Raw genomic sequence first — 17,140 nt, forward strand, 5'->3', positions numbered from 1 at the left:
ATTCATGAGTGTCGAACCGCGCCTTTTCATCGATGCGCCGCTAAGCGACGGCGCCCTTCTGGACCTTGACCGGGACCAGGCCCATTACCTCGTCAATGTCATGCGCCGCAAACCGGGCGATGGCGTGCGGCTGTTCAATGGCCGCGACGGCGAGTGGCGCGCCGAAGTGGAGAGCGCTGACAGGAAACGCGCCAGCCTGCAAATCGTTCAACAGCGCCGCAGCCAGTGCGCGACGCCGGACATGGCGCTGTTCTTCGCGCCCGTGAAAAAGGCGCGCACCGATTTCATCGTCGAAAAAGCCACCGAACTGGGCGTGTCCGCGATCACCCCTGTGATCACCCAACGCACCCAGTCAGACCGGGTGCGCACCGACCGGTTGCAGGCGCTGGCGCGCGAAGCCGCCGAGCAGACCGAGCGTCTGGACATCCCGCAGATTTCAGACCCGGTCAGCCTGACCCGGATGCTCAAGGACTGGGAGCCGGACCGCACCTTGATGTTCGCTGATGAAAGCGGGGACAGCCAGACTGAACCCTGGGGCGGAGAGCATGGCCGGGCCTTGCCGATTCACGAGGCGCTGTCGGGGCGGGAGCGCGGCGGCAAATGGGCATTGGTGACCGGGCCTGAAGGCGGATTTTCCATTGAGGAACGCACGCTTTTGCACGCGCAGCCCTCCGTCCTTCCTGTCAGTCTGGGCCCGCGCATTCTGCGCGCCGACACCGCCGTCGCTGCGGCCTTGTCGGTCTGGCAATCCATGCTCGGCGATTGGTGATTTCGCGCCTGCGCCTTCACACGCTTGTGACCGAAAACCGGTTTCCCTGCTTGCCGTAGGGAGATCGGCCCCCTAACTGTGCGGCCACACTGATTTGCCTTGGCGGGGAGACCACCACCCATGAGCGGCACGTATAACGCAGGCGGCGAAGGCCCCCGGATCGAGACCAAATCCCAGCTCATCGGCCATATCGCCGCGGGTGAAAAACCTGAAGATCAATGGCGCATCGGCACCGAGCATGAAAAGTTCGGCTTCGCGCTGAAAGACCATGCCCCGCTGCCCTATGAGAGCGACGGCCCCAGCGTGCGCAAGCTTCTGGAGGGCCTGACGCGGTTTGGCTGGGAAGCCGTCGAGGAAAACGGCAAGCCGGTGGCGCTCAAGCGCGACGGCGGCTCGATCACGCTGGAGCCCGGCGGGCAGTTCGAGCTGTCCGGCGCGCCGCTGGAGAGCCTGCACGAGACCTGCCGCGAGGTGAACGGGCATTTGCGCGAAGTGCGCGAGGTGGCCGACGAGGTCGGCGCGGGCTTTCTGGGCCTCGGCTTCTCGCCGAAATGGTCTCTGGAAGAGACCCCGATGATGCCCAAGGACCGCTACAACATCATGAAAGCCTACATGCCCAAAGTGGGCACGCTGGGCCATCAGATGATGTTCCGCTCCTGCACGGTGCAGACCAATCTCGATTTCAGCTCTGAAGCGGACATGGTCAAGAAGATGCGCGTCTCGCTGGCGCTGCAGCCCATCGCCACCGCGCTGTTCGCCAATTCGCCCTTCGGCGACGGCAAGCCCAACGGCTATCTCAGCTATCGCGCCCATGTGTGGACCGACACCGACAATAACCGCACCGGCATGCTGCCCTTCGCCTTCGAAGAGGGCTTTGGCTATGAGCAATATGTGGACTGGGCGCTCGATGCGCCGATGTATTTCGTCAAGCGCAACTCGGTCTATCAGGACGCGTCGGGCCTCAGCTTCCGCGATTTCCTGAAAGGCGAGCTGCCGATCCTGCCCGGCGAGCTGCCGGTGATTTCAGACTGGGAAGATCATCTCTCGACGCTCTTCCCCGAAGTGCGCCTGAAAACCTTCCTTGAACAGCGCGGCGCCGACGGCGGACCGTGGAACCGCCTCTGCGCGCTGCCGGCCTTCTGGGTGGGTTTGCTCTATGACCAGAGCGCCCTCGACGCCGCCTGGGATCTGGTGAAGGACTGGACCGCGGACGAGCGTGACGCCATGCGCCTGGGCGCGGCGAAGACGGCGCTGAAAACCCCGTTCCGCAACACGACACTGCAAGAGATCGCGAAACAGGCGCTCGCCATCTCCCGCGCCGGCCTGAAAGCGCGCCAGCGCCTGAACGCCCATGGCGAGAACGAGGCCCTGTTCCTGGATGATCTCGACGAGATCGCCAAGACGGGCGTCAGCCCCGCCGAACGCCTGCTCGAGCGCTATCACACCGCCTGGGGTGAAAGCGTAGAGCCGATCTTTGACGAGGCGGCGTATTAGGCTGTCTGCTGAATTCCCAGGCCAGCGTGGCTGAGAACCAGAATATCTCTTCGCTTTCATCGCCAACCCAATCCCTCTCCCCTCCCTGAGGGGAGAGGTCAGGTGAGGGGTGTTCGGCGCTTCATCCCTCTCATGCCTCACAGATTGAGACGTACCCCCTCACCCTGCCTCTCCCCCTTGTTCAAGGGGGAGAGGGGATGTGTCAGCGTTGTTTCAGGGTGCGGGCGATTTGCAGGATCTGATCGCCCAGCATGTCGGGTGCTTCAAAGACCTGCGTGTTCCAGAACCGCAGGACATGCCAGCCTTGGCTTTCCAACCACTCTGTGCGGCGTTGGTCGCGTAGCTGATGAGCGGGAAGATTATGCTGGCCACCATCGAGTTCGATGATCAGGCCAATGTCCGGGCAAGCGAAGTCGGCCACATAGGCGCCGATCGGATGCTGGCGTCGAAATTTTAGTCCTTCAGGCCGTTGGCGCAGCAAGGACCAGAGTTTACACTCCGCATCAGTCATGTCCTTACGCAAGCGGCGTGCTGTGGCGATGGGTTTTCTCGAAGCCATGCTCACACTCTATCGAGAAAGATGCCTAACTTTGAAGTTGCTCTACCTTCATCTCGCTCCCCTTTGCCAAGAATAAGGTAAAGCCCTCCCGCCTCCCCCAATACCCCCACTGCCGCAAGGCCCTTGCGACTCCGCGTCTCGCGTGGTGTTTTGCGCGGTAGTATTTTCTTCATGAAGTTGATCACGGCCCTGTATTCACTGGCGCATGAGGGGCGTCGGGCCGTGATGGGGAGGACCTCAGCACATGAATATCGTTGTTCTGGCGGGGATCGTGATCACGATCGCCACCGCCATTCCGGTCTTTCTGGAGATGCGCAAGCATCCCAAGGGCCTGCATATTCTCTTCTTCGCGGAGATGTGGGAGCGGTTTTCCTATTACGGGATGCGCGGCCTGCTGATCTTCTATCTCACCCAGCATTTCCTGTTTAACGACAGCCTCGCCAGCGCGCAGTACGGCGCCTACACCGCGCTCGTCTATCTGCTGCCGCTTCTGGGCGGGTATCTGGCCGACCGGTACTTAGGCAACCGCAAGGCGATCGCCTTCGGGGCGCTTTTGCTGGTGGCCGGTCACGCCACCATGGGGATTGAAGGCGAGCCCGCGACCCAACAGCTGAGCTATCAGGGTCAGCAATACGAGCTGGTGGCTGAAGGCCGCGGCTCCATGCGTGAAGTCGCGCTGGAAGTGGACGGCGAGCTCTACCAGTTCTCCGCCAATGGCGAAGGCGATTTCCTGGTCGCGGACCTGCCGGCCTCGGCGTCGATTCCGTCGCTTCTGCCCCAGGGCGAGTTCGAGATCCTCGAAGCCGAGCGTGATCGCACCTTCCTGAACATTTTCTACTTCGCGCTGGCGCTGATCATCGTGGGGGTGGGTTTCCTGAAGGCCAACATCTCCTCCATTGTCGGCCAGCTCTATGAAGAGAACGATCCGCGCCGCGATGGCGGGTTCACGCTGTACTATTACGGCATCAATCTGGGCTCGTTCTGGGCGGCCATTCTGTGCGGCATGCTGGGCGAGACCGTGGGCTGGTGGGCCGGCTTCGGTCTGGCCGGTCTCGGCATGGCGCTGGGCTTTGTCGTGTTCGTGCGCGGCCGCGCCCTGTTCTTCCTTCCGGGCAAGAACCTCATCGACCATGTGGGCAATCCGCCCAGCCGCGAAAAACTGAAAGCCAAGGCGCTGGGTCCGCTCAACACCGAATGGCTGCTCTACGGCGTCGGTCTGGTCACCGTGGTCGTGGTCTGGTTCATGGTTCAGGCGCACACGATCCGCTTCACCCTGCCGGGCATGGGCGAACAGGATCTGCTGGCGCTCTTCCTGCTCATCGGCGGCCTGGGCTTTCTGGGCTATATGGGCGTCTACATGGCCAAGAATTGCACCAAGGTGGAGGCGCAACGCCTGATCCTGGCGCTGATCCTGATCATGGTGTCGGTCGTGTTCTGGGCGCTCTTTGAGCAGGCGGGCTCGTCCATGAACCTGTTCGCCGCGCGCAACACCGATCTGTCGGTGGGCTCGGCCTCGATCACCGCCAGCCAGGTGCAGTCGTTCAACGCCGGCTTTATCTTGCTGTTCGCACCGGCGTTTGCAGCCCTGTGGGCGTTCCTCGCCAAGCTGCAGAAGAACCCCAATACGCCGCTGAAATTCGGCCTCGCGCTGGTTCAGGTGGGCCTGGGCTTCATGGTGCTGGTCTGGGGCGTGAACTTTGCGGGCGATGATTATCGCGTGCCGCTGATCTTCCTCGCCGGCGCCTATCTGCTGCACACCACCGGCGAGCTCTGCCTGAGCCCCGTGGGCCTGTCGGCCATCACCAAGCTCAGCCCGGCGGCAGTGGTCTCCACCATGATGGCGGGCTGGTTCCTGTCGAGCTCGTTCGCGCAATATGTGGCGGGGATCATCGCCACTTTCACCGCCACCGACACCGTGGCGGGCCAGGTGCTCGATCCTGAAGCGGCGCTCAACGGCTATGCCGCCGTGTTCGGCTCGATCGGCATGTTCGCGATCGCACTGGGCGTGATCTTCGGCCTGCTCAGCTTCTGGCTGAAGGGCCTGGGCCATGGCCGTGCGGAAGACCAGATCAGCGCCAAGGCAGAAGCCGCCGGCCCCGATCAGGACGCCCGCGACCTGCTGTAAACGCGGTCTCATGCACTGAGAAAAGCCCCGGAGCCTGACTCCGGGGCTTTTTTAATGGCTCAGCTGGGCGCGGCGATCACCGGGACAGCGCCAGGTTTCGGGGCCGGGATCGATCTGAGCCCGACCGGTCTCAAAATCGATGGTCAGGGCGGTGCTCTGCAACAGGTCCAAGCCCACGATCATGGCGGGCCGGTTGTCCCAGCCCATGGCGCGGAAGACATCGAGATCGGCCTCGCTGACCGCGATTCGCCGCAGGCAGACGCCGCCCATGCGGAACTGGCTGAGGATCACCCGGTCTTCGGTTTCCACAGGGTTCGGAATACGGGTCATATTGCCCACATTCACCACGCTGACGGGGGTGCGCTGGTTCAGGCGCCGCGCCAGCGCATGATTGACCAGCGTGATGGGCGAGCCGGTATCGATCAGCACCGCGATGTCGTCCTCGATCCGGCGCGCTTGCGCGGCGCCCACCAGCACTTGCCGGACGGGATCGATGCGGGCGTCAGCGTGTCGGGGCTGTTGCGCGTTCACGGTGAGGCGCGCCTGGGGGTAGTCGAGCTTGATGACGTGACCTGTGAAGGCGTTGCTGCCCAGAAGTCCGAACAGTTCCAGCTCAAGATCGGGCGGGGTGGGGGTGACCACGGTGTCGATCTCGCCCAGAGGCACTGGTCCCAGCCTGAGATCAACCAGACCATGACGTTCAGCCTGAACCTCCGCCGTCAGGGTCTGGACCGCGTCCAGCCGGTCTTGCGTGCTGATGAAGCCGTGCGCTTCCGCCAGGCTCTGGGCGATGGCGGTGTGGCTGGCGCCGGTGTCCGGCGCGAACGGGTAGGGCCCGTCAGTCCCGATAAAAACCGGCGCGACGAAATAGCCTGATGCGGTGCGTTCCAACTCGATCACGCTTGACTGAGCCATGGCGCTGGCGGCGAGTCCCAAGGACAGCGCCGCCGCGGTGAAAGCGCGCTTGGCGGCCTTCATACGACCTCCTCCCAGCAGGATCGCCGGATCACGCATCGCCCGGCGCTTCGCCCTGCTGTTATAAGTTTATCAGATCGTGCGCCGCGCCGGGATTACAAATCAGAAGCGTCAGAAAGCCCCCCGCACGCTGAGGAAGATCTGCGGGCCGTGGTCGAAATATCGCTGCTGGTGCAGGCGTTCGACGCCATCTGCGCGGGACCCGTCATACAGGATGCGATCTTGCTTGTCGGTGGTGTCGAGAATGAAGTTCGCCCCCAGACGCGTGGTCAGGCCGAACCAGCGCGTGGTCTCCACATAGACATCCAGATCGCCGGCCGGGTTCTGGATGTTGGTGAAGCGGCTGACCCGGTAGGATGAGCGGTCAGACAGGTAGAAATAGTCCCAGCCCCAGGCCATCTGGCGCTCAGGGAAGGTCTGGCGGAAATCAAAGCTCACCTCCCATTCCGCAATGCCGGACCAGGAGCGCTCCACACCGGTGACCGGATCATCGACATTGCTGTCATACCATTCCACGAAGCCGTCCAGCGTCGCGTTCCGAAGGCCCAGCCAGCCCAGCGGGCTGGTCCATTCCAGCGTCGCCCGGTTCAGCGCGCCATCGCCGATATTGCCTGGCGCATCGAACACCGCGGTCGGGGTGATGATGGCGATATAATCGTCCAGATCCTGAACCCAGACGCGGCCCAGAGTCAGCGTCACCGAGGCGTCTTCATTGAAGCGCTGCTCGAACTCCGCCTCCAGCGTCCAGTCGGTTTGGGGGCGGTAATCGGGATTGCCCACATCAACCTGATCGGAGTTGAGGTCCACCGAGCTGGCGAAATTGCCGAAATCAAGCTGGTCCACATTGCGCTCAATGCCGATGCGGATGCGGCGCTGGTCGCCGGGACGCCAGGTGAAGCTGCCGCGCGGCTTGAGATAGGTGAAGGTGCGCGACTGACCGGCGGAGCCAGACTGGGAAATCTCGCTATATTCATAGCGCAGACCGCCTTCCAGAGAGAACGCGTCATTGATCACCCAGACAGCGTCCGCAAACGCTTCGCCGCGCACTTCTTCAACGCGGGTGTCGCTGACCGGCAGGGGGATTTCCTCAAAGCCCGATCCCAGATCTTCAAACAGGGCCAGGCTGGCGTCGAGCGCATTGAACGCGGCCTCGGCGCCGAAGGTTAGCGAGTGGGCCTCCGTCAGCGTCCAGTCAAAGCTCTGGCGCAGCGCGGTTTCCTCTTCGGCGTTCTGATAGAAGACCTGGACCCGCTCAATGCCGTTTGAAAACGTGTTCACGCTTTCCACTTCCGGCCCGTTATCGGTGTCTGACCGGGTCAGAAGGAAGGTCGTGGTCGAATTCAGTCCGTCCGACCAGCGATGCTCCAGCGTGGATGACAGGCCCGCCTGCCAGCTGCGCTCGTCGTTTTTCTGTTCCACATAGGCGGCCGGAACCGGCGCATCATTCACATAGTCATAGGCGAAGCCGGAGATGATGCGGCGCCAGGCGACAAACTCGGCGTTCGCATTGACGCGCACTTGGGTGTTCTCGCCCAAAGGCCCCGCATAGCTGATCGAGGGTTCGATCTCGCGATAGCGTCTTTGATCATTGTAGTGCTCGCGCGACAACCGCACGCCGTCCGGACGAGTGGTTTCAACCGTTCGGTCATTGGCCGGCCCCCAGGTCTCCCAGTTCAGCCCCAGGGTCAGCTCGCCCGATCCGACAGGGCGCGTGACGGCGCTTTGGAATTCCGACGCCAGTCTGGACGAATTATTCAGGGTCAGGGTGTGATCAAAGCTGGCGCGCGTCCCGGCGCCCTCGACCAGAATGACATTTGCGAGCTGGCTGAAGCCGCGCATTTCGTATTCGGGCAGGGGTTCGCGGATCAGTTCGATGCGCACCACCTGAGCCGCTGGAATGCGTTGCAGGACCGTGCCCAGCCCCAGCGTCTTGTCTGAGGGACGCACGCCATTGATGAGCAGATTGCCGAATGCGTCCGCCAGGCCGCGCCGGTTGGTGTCGCCGTCCGACAGGGAAAAGCCGGGCAGGCGATTGACCATGTCGCGCGCGGTCACCGGGCTGAACTCGGTGAAGAAGCTGGCCGGATAGGCGAGAATGGCGCCGTCTGCTTCCCCTTCAGCGACCACAGGCTCAGGCGCATCATCGGCCAGCGCGGCCGGGGTCATCACCAAAAGGAAAGCGAGCGGCGCCGTTCGAAAAGTCATCATCAATCCAGTCTTGCAAATCAAAGTCAGGCGCAAGCTAGAGGGCATTGCGTGAAATATCTTATTACAAGGCGGTAAGTGACTACTTTGTAAGGTGGGTTAACCGAAAGGCGCCCAGTGTTAACCCGCGCCGCCGACCGTCAGGCCGTCAATGCGCAAGGTCGGCTGCCCCACGCCCACGGGCACGCCCTGTCCGGCCTTGCCGCAGGTGCCGACGCCGGGATCGAGCTGCAGATCATTGCCAATCATGGAGATCTTAGTCAGCGCCGTCGGGCCGTCCCCGATCAGGGTCGCGCCCTTGATCGGCTCGCAAATCTTGCCGTCCCGCACGCGATAGGCCTCGGTGCAGCGGAAGACGAACTTGCCCGAGGTGATGTCCACCTGGCCGCCGCCGAAATTCTTAGCGTAGACGCCGTCTTTCAGGCTGTCCAGAATCTCGCCCGGATCGGCGTCGCCCGCTTCCATGATGGTGTTGGTCATGCGCGGCATGGGCGGGTGGGCGTAGCTCTCGCGGCGACCGTTTCCGGTGGGCTCCACCCCCATCAGGCGGGCATTTTGCCGGTCCTGCATATAGCCTTTCAGCACGCCGTCCTCGATCAGCACGGTGCGTCCGGTGGGCGTGCCTTCATCGTCAAAGCTCAACGAGCCGCGGCGATCGGGGATCGTGCCGTCATCGACGACTGTCACGCCCCTGGACGCCACTTGCTGACCGACCTTGCCGGAGAAAGCGGAGCTGCCCTTGCGGTTGAAATCGCCTTCAAGGCCATGGCCCACCGCCTCATGCAGCAAGATGGCCGGCCAGCCCGGTCCAAGCACCACTTGCCATTCGCCCGCCGGGGCGTCGACGGCTTCAAGATTGACCTTGGCCACGCGCAACGCTTCGTCGGCGAGGCCTTTCCAGGCGCCCGGCGCGATCCACTGATCAAACGCGGCGCGACCGCCAGCCCCGGCGGAGCCGGTTTCGCGGCGGCCATTGCGTTCGCAGGTGACGGAGACGTTCACGCGCACCAGCGGGCGCACTTCGCTGCGCACATCGCCGCCGGACCGCACAATGCCGATCACCCGGCGCGAGGCGGACACCGAGGCGGACACCTGCACCACTTCAGGATCGCTGGCGCGGCAATACGCGTCGATCTCCGCCAGCAGGGCGGACTTGGCTTCAAAGCCCGGCTGCGCGATCACGTCCACATCTTGATAAAGGGTCTGGTTGGCGCGGGCGGGAGAGGGCGCCATGACCGCATCGCGGCCCTGACGGGCGGCGTTTGCGGTTTCCCCGGCGCGCTTGAGCGCGGCCAGGGTTGGATCGGAGGAGTGCGCGAAACCGGAGGCTTCGCCAAAAACGCCGCGCAGGCCAAAGCCGCGCTCGGCGTCGAAATTGGCGACTTTCAACCGACCATCATCAAAGGCGAGGCTTTCCGCCGTAGAGGTCTCAAGAAACAGCTCGCCATCATCCGCGCCGACCAGCGCCTCGTCGAGCACGCGGCCCGCATCATCAGCGTCAAATTCAAAAGCGGAAAACGGATCAGTGGTCATGACGGCTCCTGCGCGTGGCGGTACGCCGTCATACATAGACCCTCACCATTGCGAGTGCGAGGGGCGCGGGCAGGTTGCCCCGTTTCAATCAGCCCTGATGCCAGATGAACCGGCCGGGCTGGGCGGCGAGGGTCATGTTCTCGGGATCTTGCTGCGCAGCTTGATTATAGGCGGCGTAGGCGTCCTCGAACCGGCCCAGAGTCTCAAGAGCAATGGCGGTGTTGAAGGCGACCAGCGCCGGGCTGGCGCCCAGCTCTTCGGCCTGACGTGCGGTCTCGATCGCCTGCTGCGCTGAACCGGTGGTGATTTGCGCGGCGGACAGGTTCAGCCAGGCTTCGGCCAGCTCCGGCGCCAGCTCGACCGCTTCTTCAAGGTCAGAGCGCGCCTGCCCGTTCTGGCCGCGCGCGAGCAGCATGACGGCGCGATTGGTCAGAACGCGCGCGCGGGTTTCGCCGCTGACCGACGCATCACGAAGAAGAAGATCGCAAGCGCCGAGGGCGCGACCGGTCGCGCCGGAGTCCCGTGCGCCAGCCTCACACTCATAACGCGCGTCTGTTTCGAATGACGGGCTTTCATCGGCTTGCCCCAGGGCGCGGCCGGAAAAGGCGAAGGAGATCGCGAAGGCCAGCAGGGCCGCCATGGCCAGACCGAACACGCCGCCGGTGAGCGCCTGTATGAGCGGCTTGTTCTGGCGGGTTTGAAAACTGTGTGTCGACATCAATCTGGCCCCCTCAGACTTCATAATGAGCAACAAGGTTAGCAAAGCCTAAATCAACGGGCCAGACATTCATACGCAGAAGGAGGTGGAAAAAGGGCGCCAAGTGCGACAAAAAGGCGCTTAAGCTCGATTGGCTCGCCTGTGATTGCAGTCTATATCGTGCGCAACGAGCACTGTGGCGACGAGTCGCCGCATCTGGCGTTTGAGCGTATCTCGCAAGACGTCGCCAATTGGACGATAGAACCAGGACTTTGGGGAAATTATGCGATTCTCGGCCATGCTGGGCGCCTTCGCCGCCCTTTGTTTAACGACCGCCGGCGCTTCGGCGACCGTCATCGGCGCGCCGATCGACGGTAATCTGGGGCTGCAGCAAGCGGTCACTCCGGTGAAGGAAAACATCGACGTTTTCCACACCATGGTGCTGTGGATCATCACCGCCATCACGCTGGTCGTTCTCGGCCTGCTGGTCTGGGTGATGGTGCGCTACAACAGCAAGCGCAACCCTGAAGCCAAGAAATTCAGCCATAACACGCTGGTCGAAGTGATCTGGACAGGCATCCCGATCCTGATCCTGGTCGTGATCGCGGTGCCGTCCTTCAAACTGCTTTACTTGCAGGACGTCATTCCCGAAGCGGATTTCACGATCAAGGCGACGGGCAACCAGTGGAACTGGACCTACACCTATCCCGACCATGGCGGCTTTGATTACGTGGCCAACATGCTTGCGGACGAAGATATCGCCGGCCATCCGTTCGCCGCGCTGCGCAATCTCAGCACCGACCTTCCGGTGGTGGTGCCGACCGGCGCGACCGTGCGTGTGGAAGTGACCGCGTCTGACGTGATCCACAACTGGGCCATGCCGGCTTTCGGCATCAAGATGGACGCGATTCCGGGCCGTCTGAACGAAACCTGGTTCATGGTCGACGAGCCGGGCATCTATTACGGCCAGTGCTCTGAACTGTGCGGCCTGCGCCATGCTTACATGCCGATCGAAGTCCATGTGGTGCCCGAAGAGGTTTTCACCGCCTGGGTCGATGCGGCCAACAATGACCCCTACACGGCGCCGGACGTCCTGGCCGCCTATTATAACGACGTGCGTGGCGGGGCTCGCCTCGCTTCCGTCCAGTAAGGAGAGATCAGATGTCAGACGCTGCTGCGCATCACGACGATCACACCCCCAGCATCTGGGACTGGAAGCGCTGGGTGTATTCCACCAACCACAAGGACATCGGCACGATGTACCTGATCTTCGCGATTTTCGCGGGGGTTGTGGGCGGCGCCATGTCCGGCCTGATCCGTTGGGAGCTCGCCGAGCCGGGCCTTCAGGTCTTCAACAACGGATTCTGGGGCAACGAGCATAACTACAACGTCATCACGACCATGCACGGTCTGATCATGATCTTCTTCATGGTCATGCCCGCCATGATCGGCGGTTTCGGCAACTGGTTCGTGCCGCTGATGATCGGCGCGCCGGACATGGCCTTCCCGCGGATGAACAACATCTCGTTCTGGCTGCTGCCCTTCTCCTTCCTCCTGCTGTTCAGCTCGATGTTCGTGCCGGGCGCAGGCGGGGATGACGGCTTTGGCGGCGGCTGGGTGATGTATCCGCCCTTGTCGACGTCAGGGCATAACGGCCCGGCCTTCGACATGGTGATCTTCTCGCTGCACATCGCGGGCGTCAGCTCGCTGCTGGGCTCGATCAACTTCATCACCACGATCTTCAACATGCGCGCGCCGGGCATGACCCTGCACAAGATGCCGCTGTTCGTGTGGTCGATGCTGGTGACGGCGTTCTTGCTGCTGCTCTCGGTTCCGGTTCTGGCCGGCGCCCTGACCATGCTGCTGACCGATCGTAACTTCGGCACCACCTTCTTTGATCCCGCCGGCGGCGGCGACCCGATCATGTACCAGCACCTGTTCTGGTTCTTCGGTCACCCGGAAGTGTACATCCTGATCCTGCCCGGCTTCGGCATGATCAGCCACATCGTGTCCACCTTCTCGCGCAAGCCGGTCTTTGGGTATCTGGGCATGGCCTACGCCATGGTCGCCATCGGCTTCATCGGCTTCATCGTGTGGGCGCACCACATGTACACCGTGGGCCTGAACGTGAACCTGAAAGCCTATTTCGTGGCTGCGACGATGATTATTGCGGTGCCCACAGGCATCAAGATCTTCTCGTGGATCGCCACCATGTGGGGCGGCTCCATCCAGTTCCGCACCCCGATGATCTGGGCGATCGGCTTCATCTTCCTGTTCACCGTGGGCGGCGTGACCGGCGTGATGCTGTCAAACGCCGGCATCGACCAGTCGCTGCACGACACCTATTACGTGGTGGCGCACTTCCACTACGTGCTGTCGCTGGGCGCGGTGTTCTCGATCTTCGCCGGTTTCTACTACTGGTATGAGAAGATCTTTGGCATCAAGTTCAACGAGACGCTGGCGAACATCCAGTTCTTCTTCTTCTTCGTGGGCGCCAATCTGATCTTCTTCCCGCAGCACTTCCTGGGTCTGCAGGGCATGCCGCGCCGGTATGTGGATTATGCAGACGGCTATGCGATGTGGAACATGGTCTCGTCCATGGGCTATGTCGTGATGCTGGTCGGCATGGCCGCGTTCTTCCTGGTGCTGATCGAGTCGATCATGCGTCGCCGCCCGGCCGAAGCGAACCCGTGGGGCGAAGGCGCAACCACGCTGGAGTGGACGCTGTCCTCTCCGCCGCCCTTCCACCAGTTCAACGAACTGCCGCGCATCAAGTAGCGGTTGGTTGATCGATTTGACGGAACCGGAAACGAACACCGTGACCGACCTCTCCGCTGATCTTCGCAAGGGCGGCGCTGCTGACGCAGCGCCGCCCAGCGATCCTTCGGACGCCGCAAAGCTGGCGTCCTGGCGAGACTATGTCTCGCTGATGAAGCCGCGCGTCATGACCCTGGTGGTGTTCACCGGTCTGGCGGGGTTCGCGGCTGCGCCTGTGAGCGTGAATTTCCTGACCGCCGCCATCGCCATGCTGTGCATCGCCGTCGGTGCTGGCGCGGCTGGCGCGTTCAACATGGCCTATGACGCGGATATCGACGCGATCATGAAGCGCACCCGGCGCCGTCCGGTGCCGACAGGCCGCGTGCCCGCCAGCGAAGCCTACGTCTTCTCGGGCGTCATGGCGCTGGCGTCGGTCTTGCTGATGGCGCTGGCTACCAATTATGTCGCCGCGGGTCTTCTGGCGTTCTCGATCTTCTTCTACACGGTGATCTACACCATGTGGCTGAAGCGCTCGACGCCGCAGAATATCGTCATTGGCGGCGCCGCGGGCGCCTTTCCGCCGATGATCGGCTGGGCCGCCGCCACCGGCGATGTCAGCCTGAACGCCGTCCTGCTATTCCTGATCATCTTCCTGTGGACGCCGCCGCATTCCTGGGCGCTGGCGCTTTACAAATCGGGCGATTATTCCGCCGCCGGCGTGCCGATGATGCCGGTCGCCAAGGGCGCGAAGTCCACCCGGATCCAGATTCTGATCTACACCGCGCTTTATCTGGCGGCGACCGCTGGACCGATCGTCACGGGGCTGGGCGGCTGGATCTATGCGGGCGCTGTGGGCCTGGGCGGCGCGCTGTTCGCGCTGCTGGCGGTTCGGGTGTTCCTGTCGCGCGCGGGCGACGCCAATGCGGCCGAGGACGAGCTGTATGCGGTGCGCGCCGGCGACAAGGCTGCGCGCGATCTGTTCGCCTATTCCATCGCCCACCTCACTTTGCTGTTCGCCGCCTTGCTCGTCGAGCATGGCGCGGGCGGCTACAAGCCGGTTCTGGCCCTCCTGGGAGGCGCGTGATGAGCGACCCTGAAACGACGCTGCAATCGCCTCAACCCGCCGCCAAGGCGGAGTCGGATGCGGAGACGGTGGTTCTGACCGAAGAGCAACAGGCGGCGCGCAAGAATCGCAATCGCGCCATCGCTCTGGGCCTGTTCGCGTTTGTCGGACTGATCTTCGTGACCACGATGGTCCGTCTGGCGACCAATTATAATATGGGAGGCTGACCGCTGATGTTTTCCAAGCTCGACAAGAACACCAAGGTTTTCGCCCTGTGCGGCGGGATCATTCTGGGCATGGTCGGCATGGCGTACGCGGCGGTGCCGATTTATGACCTGTTCTGCCGGGTGACCGGCTATGGCGGCACGACCCAGGTCGTTCAATACGATCCGGGCCAGGTGCTGGATCGCGAAGTGACGGTGCGCTTTGACGCCTCGCGCTCGCGGGACTTCCCCTGGGAGTTCGAGCCGCTGCAAAACGAAATGACGGTGCGCGCCGGCGAGACGGCCCTGGCGTTCTACCGCGCGACAAACACCTCTGATCGCCCCGTGACGGGCATCGCCAGCTATAATGTGACCCCGTTCAAGATGGGGCCGTATTTTTCCAAGCTGGAATGCTTCTGCTTCACCGAGCAAACGCTCGATCCGGGGCAATCCATGGATATGCCGGTGATCTTCTTCGTAGATCCCCTTATGGACGAAGATGACCGGTTGGACGATATCCGCACGATGACGCTGTCCTATACGTTCTGGGAAAGCGGCGACGAGCGGGTCTATGAAACTGCAGAGGCGTCCGGACCGGACGCTGAAGCCCAGTAGCGCGCAAGCGTGTGATGAATTGAATACCGGGACGGGCGCCCTTATAGAAGCGCTTGGAAATTGACCCGGAACTTACTGGCGGGAGACTCTCATGGCCGGCGCAGCCGTTAAACACGATTATCACCTCGTTGATCCCAGCCCGTGGCCGTTCGTCGCCTCTCTTGGCGCGTTCGTGCTGACGTTTGGCGCGGTCGTCTTCATGAAGGGTCTGTCGACCAACGAAGAGTCGATCTTCTACTTCTTCCTCCAGCAGGGCTCTCCGGTCCTGATGATGCTGGGCTTCGCGATCATCATTTATGTGATGTTCGGCTGGTGGGGCGACATCATCAAGGAAGGCCAGAAAGGCGACCACACCCCGGTCGTGGATCTGGGCCTGCGCTATGGCATGCTCTTGTTCATCGTCTCCGAGGTGATGTTCTTTGCGGCCTGGTTCTGGATGTTCTTCGACATGGCGCTGTTCCATGGCGATCGGGCAGGCGCAGGCTGGACCGGTGAAGTCCTGGGCATTGACTATTCAGGTTGGGAAGCCGGCGTACCGGGCATCCAGACCTTTGATCCCTTCCACCTGCCGCTGATCAACACGCTGGTTCTGCTATTGTCAGGCACCACGGTGACCTGGGCGCACCACGCGCTTCAGCATGGTGACCGCAAGGGCGCCACGCTGGGCACCCTGCTTACCGTGGTCCTCGGGGTCTGCTTCACGGCGCTTCAGGCGTATGAGTACTCCCACGCCGCCTTCGGCATTTCCGGCAGCCTGTATGGCGCGACCTTCTACATGGCCACCGGCTTCCATGGCGCGCACGTGATCATCGGCACCATCTTCCTGGCGGTTTGCCTGATCCGTCTGTTGATGGGCCACTGGACCAAAGAGAAGCATTTCGGCTTTGAAGCGGCAGCCTGGTACTGGCACTTCGTGGACGTGGTCTGGCTGTTCCTGTTCGCTTTCGTCTATGTGGCCTTCGCCGGTCTCGGCACCGTGCACGGGGTTGGCCATTAATGACTGAAACGAGCCCCTTCCTCGCCGGCCTGCTCGGGCGCTGCCCGCGCTGTGGCAAAGGGGCTCTGTTTCAGAGCTATCTCAAGGTCGCGGACGCTTGCGGCGTCTGCGGCCTTGATTTCTCCAGCGAAGACTCAGGGGACGGCCCCGCCGTTTTCGTGATGTCCATCGTTGGTTTCATCGTCGTGCCCGCCGCCCTGGCAATGGAGCTGGCGATTTCACCGCCCGTCTGGGTGCACATGCTGGTCTGGCTGCCGCTGGCGACCCTTCTGACCTTGCTGATCCTGCCGCCCTTCAAGGCGACCCTGTTCGCCCTGCAGTGGAAGCATAACGCCCATGAAGCCCAGCTTGATCTCGACCCGGTCGAGACTGAGCGTGTGGGCGAGGGGACGGATCCCTCCCGTACCGATACCGACGCGGCGTAATGTCATGGCGAGGTTTCGCCCCTATCCCGTCCTGACCCTTCTGATGCTGCCGGCGCTGGCCTTGCTGTTATGGCTGGGCAGCTGGCAACTGGATCGGCGCGCCTGGAAAGTGGAGTTGCTGGCCCAGTACGCGGCGACGGCTGACGCTCCGCCCATCACTGTGTCTGAAGGCGTGTGTCAGGGCCTGGCTGAGACGGGACGCCGGGCGATTGAGCCTGATGTGGACGCAGCGGCTAGGATTGTTCGCGTGTCCGGACGCAATACGCAAGGCGCGCCTGGCTGGCGTCTGTTCACCGCCGTACGCGTCTGTGACGGGCAAGAGCGGGTTCTGGTTGAGACCGGGTTTGAAGGCTTGCAAACCGCCACTCGCGCGGATGACGGCGCGCCTGCAGTCTTGGCTCAAGCTGACGCATTGCGCTTTGAAACGCCTCTGGGCACGGGGGTTTTCACTCCGCCCTCAGATGTCGAGGCGAACATGTTCTACGCCTTTGATCCCGTCGGCATGAGCCGTGTGCTCGAGGTTGAGGCTGAGACGCTGAATACACAGTACTGGCTGGCGAAAAGCACGGGCGAGCCGCCCGCTTATCTGACCCAGACCCCGCCTGAACGGCACCTGGCGTATGCAATTACCTGGTTCGCCATGACGCTGGCTTTGCTGGCTGTTTACTTCGCGTATCATATACAGGCTGGCCGCCTGACATGGCGCGGTGCGTAAACGGACGG

At 62.5% G+C, this 17,140-nt stretch carries 16 protein-coding genes; 11 read left to right on the forward strand and 5 right to left on the reverse strand.

Going from position 1 to position 17,140, the window contains the following annotated elements:
• Positions 1–4: 4 nt before the first annotated feature.
• The gene (locus G405_RS0111330) at positions 5–769 is read left to right on the forward strand and encodes a 16S rRNA (uracil(1498)-N(3))-methyltransferase (RefSeq protein ID WP_022701641.1); all 765 of its coding nucleotides are present in this window, start codon (positions 5–7) and stop codon (positions 767–769) included.
• Between the two features lie 120 nt (positions 770–889).
• Positions 890–2,263 carry a glutamate--cysteine ligase gene (locus G405_RS0111335; RefSeq protein WP_022701642.1) on the forward strand — a complete coding sequence of 458 codons (1,374 nt, stop codon included), beginning with the start codon at positions 890–892 and terminating at the stop codon, positions 2,261–2,263.
• A 202-nt stretch (positions 2,264–2,465) separates the two neighbouring features.
• Here G405_RS0111335 and G405_RS0111340 read toward each other — a convergent pair whose 3' ends face one another.
• Complete coding sequence (locus G405_RS0111340; RefSeq protein WP_022701643.1) at positions 2,466–2,822, reverse strand: endonuclease domain-containing protein; 357 nt, start codon at positions 2,820–2,822, stop codon at positions 2,466–2,468.
• 244 nt (positions 2,823–3,066) lie between these two features.
• Here G405_RS0111340 and G405_RS0111345 point away from each other — a divergent pair, with 244 nt between their 5' ends.
• A complete protein-coding gene (locus G405_RS0111345) occupies positions 3,067–4,947 on the forward strand; it encodes a peptide MFS transporter (RefSeq protein ID WP_022701644.1) in 1,881 nt (626 codons plus the stop codon).
• A 51-nt stretch (positions 4,948–4,998) separates the two neighbouring features.
• Here G405_RS0111345 and G405_RS0111350 read toward each other — a convergent pair whose 3' ends face one another.
• From G405_RS0111350 to G405_RS0111365, 4 genes are all read right to left on the reverse strand, one after another.
• A complete protein-coding gene (locus G405_RS0111350) occupies positions 4,999–5,925 on the reverse strand; it encodes an aspartyl protease family protein (RefSeq protein WP_022701645.1) in 927 nt (308 codons plus the stop codon).
• A gap of 108 nt (positions 5,926–6,033) precedes the next feature.
• A complete protein-coding gene (locus tag G405_RS0111355; protein WP_022701646.1) occupies positions 6,034–8,130 on the reverse strand; it encodes a TonB-dependent receptor plug domain-containing protein in 2,097 nt (698 codons plus the stop codon).
• 117 nt (positions 8,131–8,247) lie between these two features.
• Entirely contained in the window at positions 8,248–9,660 is a 1,413-nt protein-coding gene (tldD, locus tag G405_RS0111360; RefSeq protein WP_028284755.1) for a metalloprotease TldD, read from the reverse strand.
• Between the two features lie 88 nt (positions 9,661–9,748).
• Positions 9,749–10,378 carry a tetratricopeptide repeat protein gene (locus tag G405_RS0111365; RefSeq protein ID WP_022701648.1) on the reverse strand — a complete coding sequence of 210 codons (630 nt, stop codon included), beginning with the start codon at positions 10,376–10,378 and terminating at the stop codon, positions 9,749–9,751.
• Between the two features lie 262 nt (positions 10,379–10,640).
• Between G405_RS0111365 and coxB the strand changes: the two genes are divergently transcribed.
• The 8 genes from coxB to G405_RS0111405 all read left to right on the forward strand — a co-directional run bounded on the left by coxB (position 10,641) and on the right by G405_RS0111405 (position 17,132).
• On the forward strand, positions 10,641–11,507 hold the full coding sequence (gene coxB, locus G405_RS0111370) for a cytochrome c oxidase subunit II (protein ID WP_022701649.1): 867 nt from the start codon (positions 10,641–10,643) through the stop codon (positions 11,505–11,507).
• An 11-nt stretch (positions 11,508–11,518) separates the two neighbouring features.
• Positions 11,519–13,135 carry a cytochrome c oxidase subunit I gene (gene ctaD, locus G405_RS0111375; RefSeq protein WP_022701650.1) on the forward strand — a complete coding sequence of 539 codons (1,617 nt, stop codon included), beginning with the start codon at positions 11,519–11,521 and terminating at the stop codon, positions 13,133–13,135.
• 40 nt (positions 13,136–13,175) lie between these two features.
• Positions 13,176–14,198, forward strand: coding sequence for a heme o synthase (gene cyoE, locus G405_RS15875; RefSeq protein ID WP_233346030.1), 1,023 nt, complete (start codon positions 13,176–13,178; stop codon positions 14,196–14,198).
• Positions 14,198–14,404 carry a hypothetical protein gene (locus tag G405_RS0111385; protein ID WP_022701652.1) on the forward strand — a complete coding sequence of 69 codons (207 nt, stop codon included), beginning with the start codon at positions 14,198–14,200 and terminating at the stop codon, positions 14,402–14,404. The genes cyoE and G405_RS0111385 overlap by 1 nt, the downstream gene beginning before the upstream one ends.
• 6 nt (positions 14,405–14,410) lie before the next feature.
• Positions 14,411–14,995 carry a cytochrome c oxidase assembly protein gene (locus G405_RS0111390; RefSeq protein WP_022701653.1) on the forward strand — a complete coding sequence of 195 codons (585 nt, stop codon included), beginning with the start codon at positions 14,411–14,413 and terminating at the stop codon, positions 14,993–14,995.
• Between the two features lie 91 nt (positions 14,996–15,086).
• The gene (locus tag G405_RS0111395; protein WP_022701654.1) at positions 15,087–15,992 is read left to right on the forward strand and encodes a cytochrome c oxidase subunit 3; all 906 of its coding nucleotides are present in this window, start codon (positions 15,087–15,089) and stop codon (positions 15,990–15,992) included.
• Positions 15,992–16,417 (forward strand): DUF983 domain-containing protein, encoded by a 426-nt coding sequence (locus G405_RS15880; protein ID WP_022701655.1) that lies wholly within the window; start codon positions 15,992–15,994, stop codon positions 16,415–16,417. The genes G405_RS0111395 and G405_RS15880 overlap by 1 nt, the downstream gene beginning before the upstream one ends.
• Before the next feature lie 4 nt (positions 16,418–16,421).
• Positions 16,422–17,132, forward strand: a complete 711-nt coding sequence (locus tag G405_RS0111405; protein ID WP_169447519.1) for an SURF1 family protein — start codon at positions 16,422–16,424, stop codon at positions 17,130–17,132.
• Positions 17,133–17,140 lie beyond the last annotated feature (8 nt).

The organism is Oceanicaulis alexandrii DSM 11625 (assembly GCF_000420265.1).
Lineage (GTDB): Bacteria > Pseudomonadota > Alphaproteobacteria > Caulobacterales > Maricaulaceae > Oceanicaulis > Oceanicaulis alexandrii.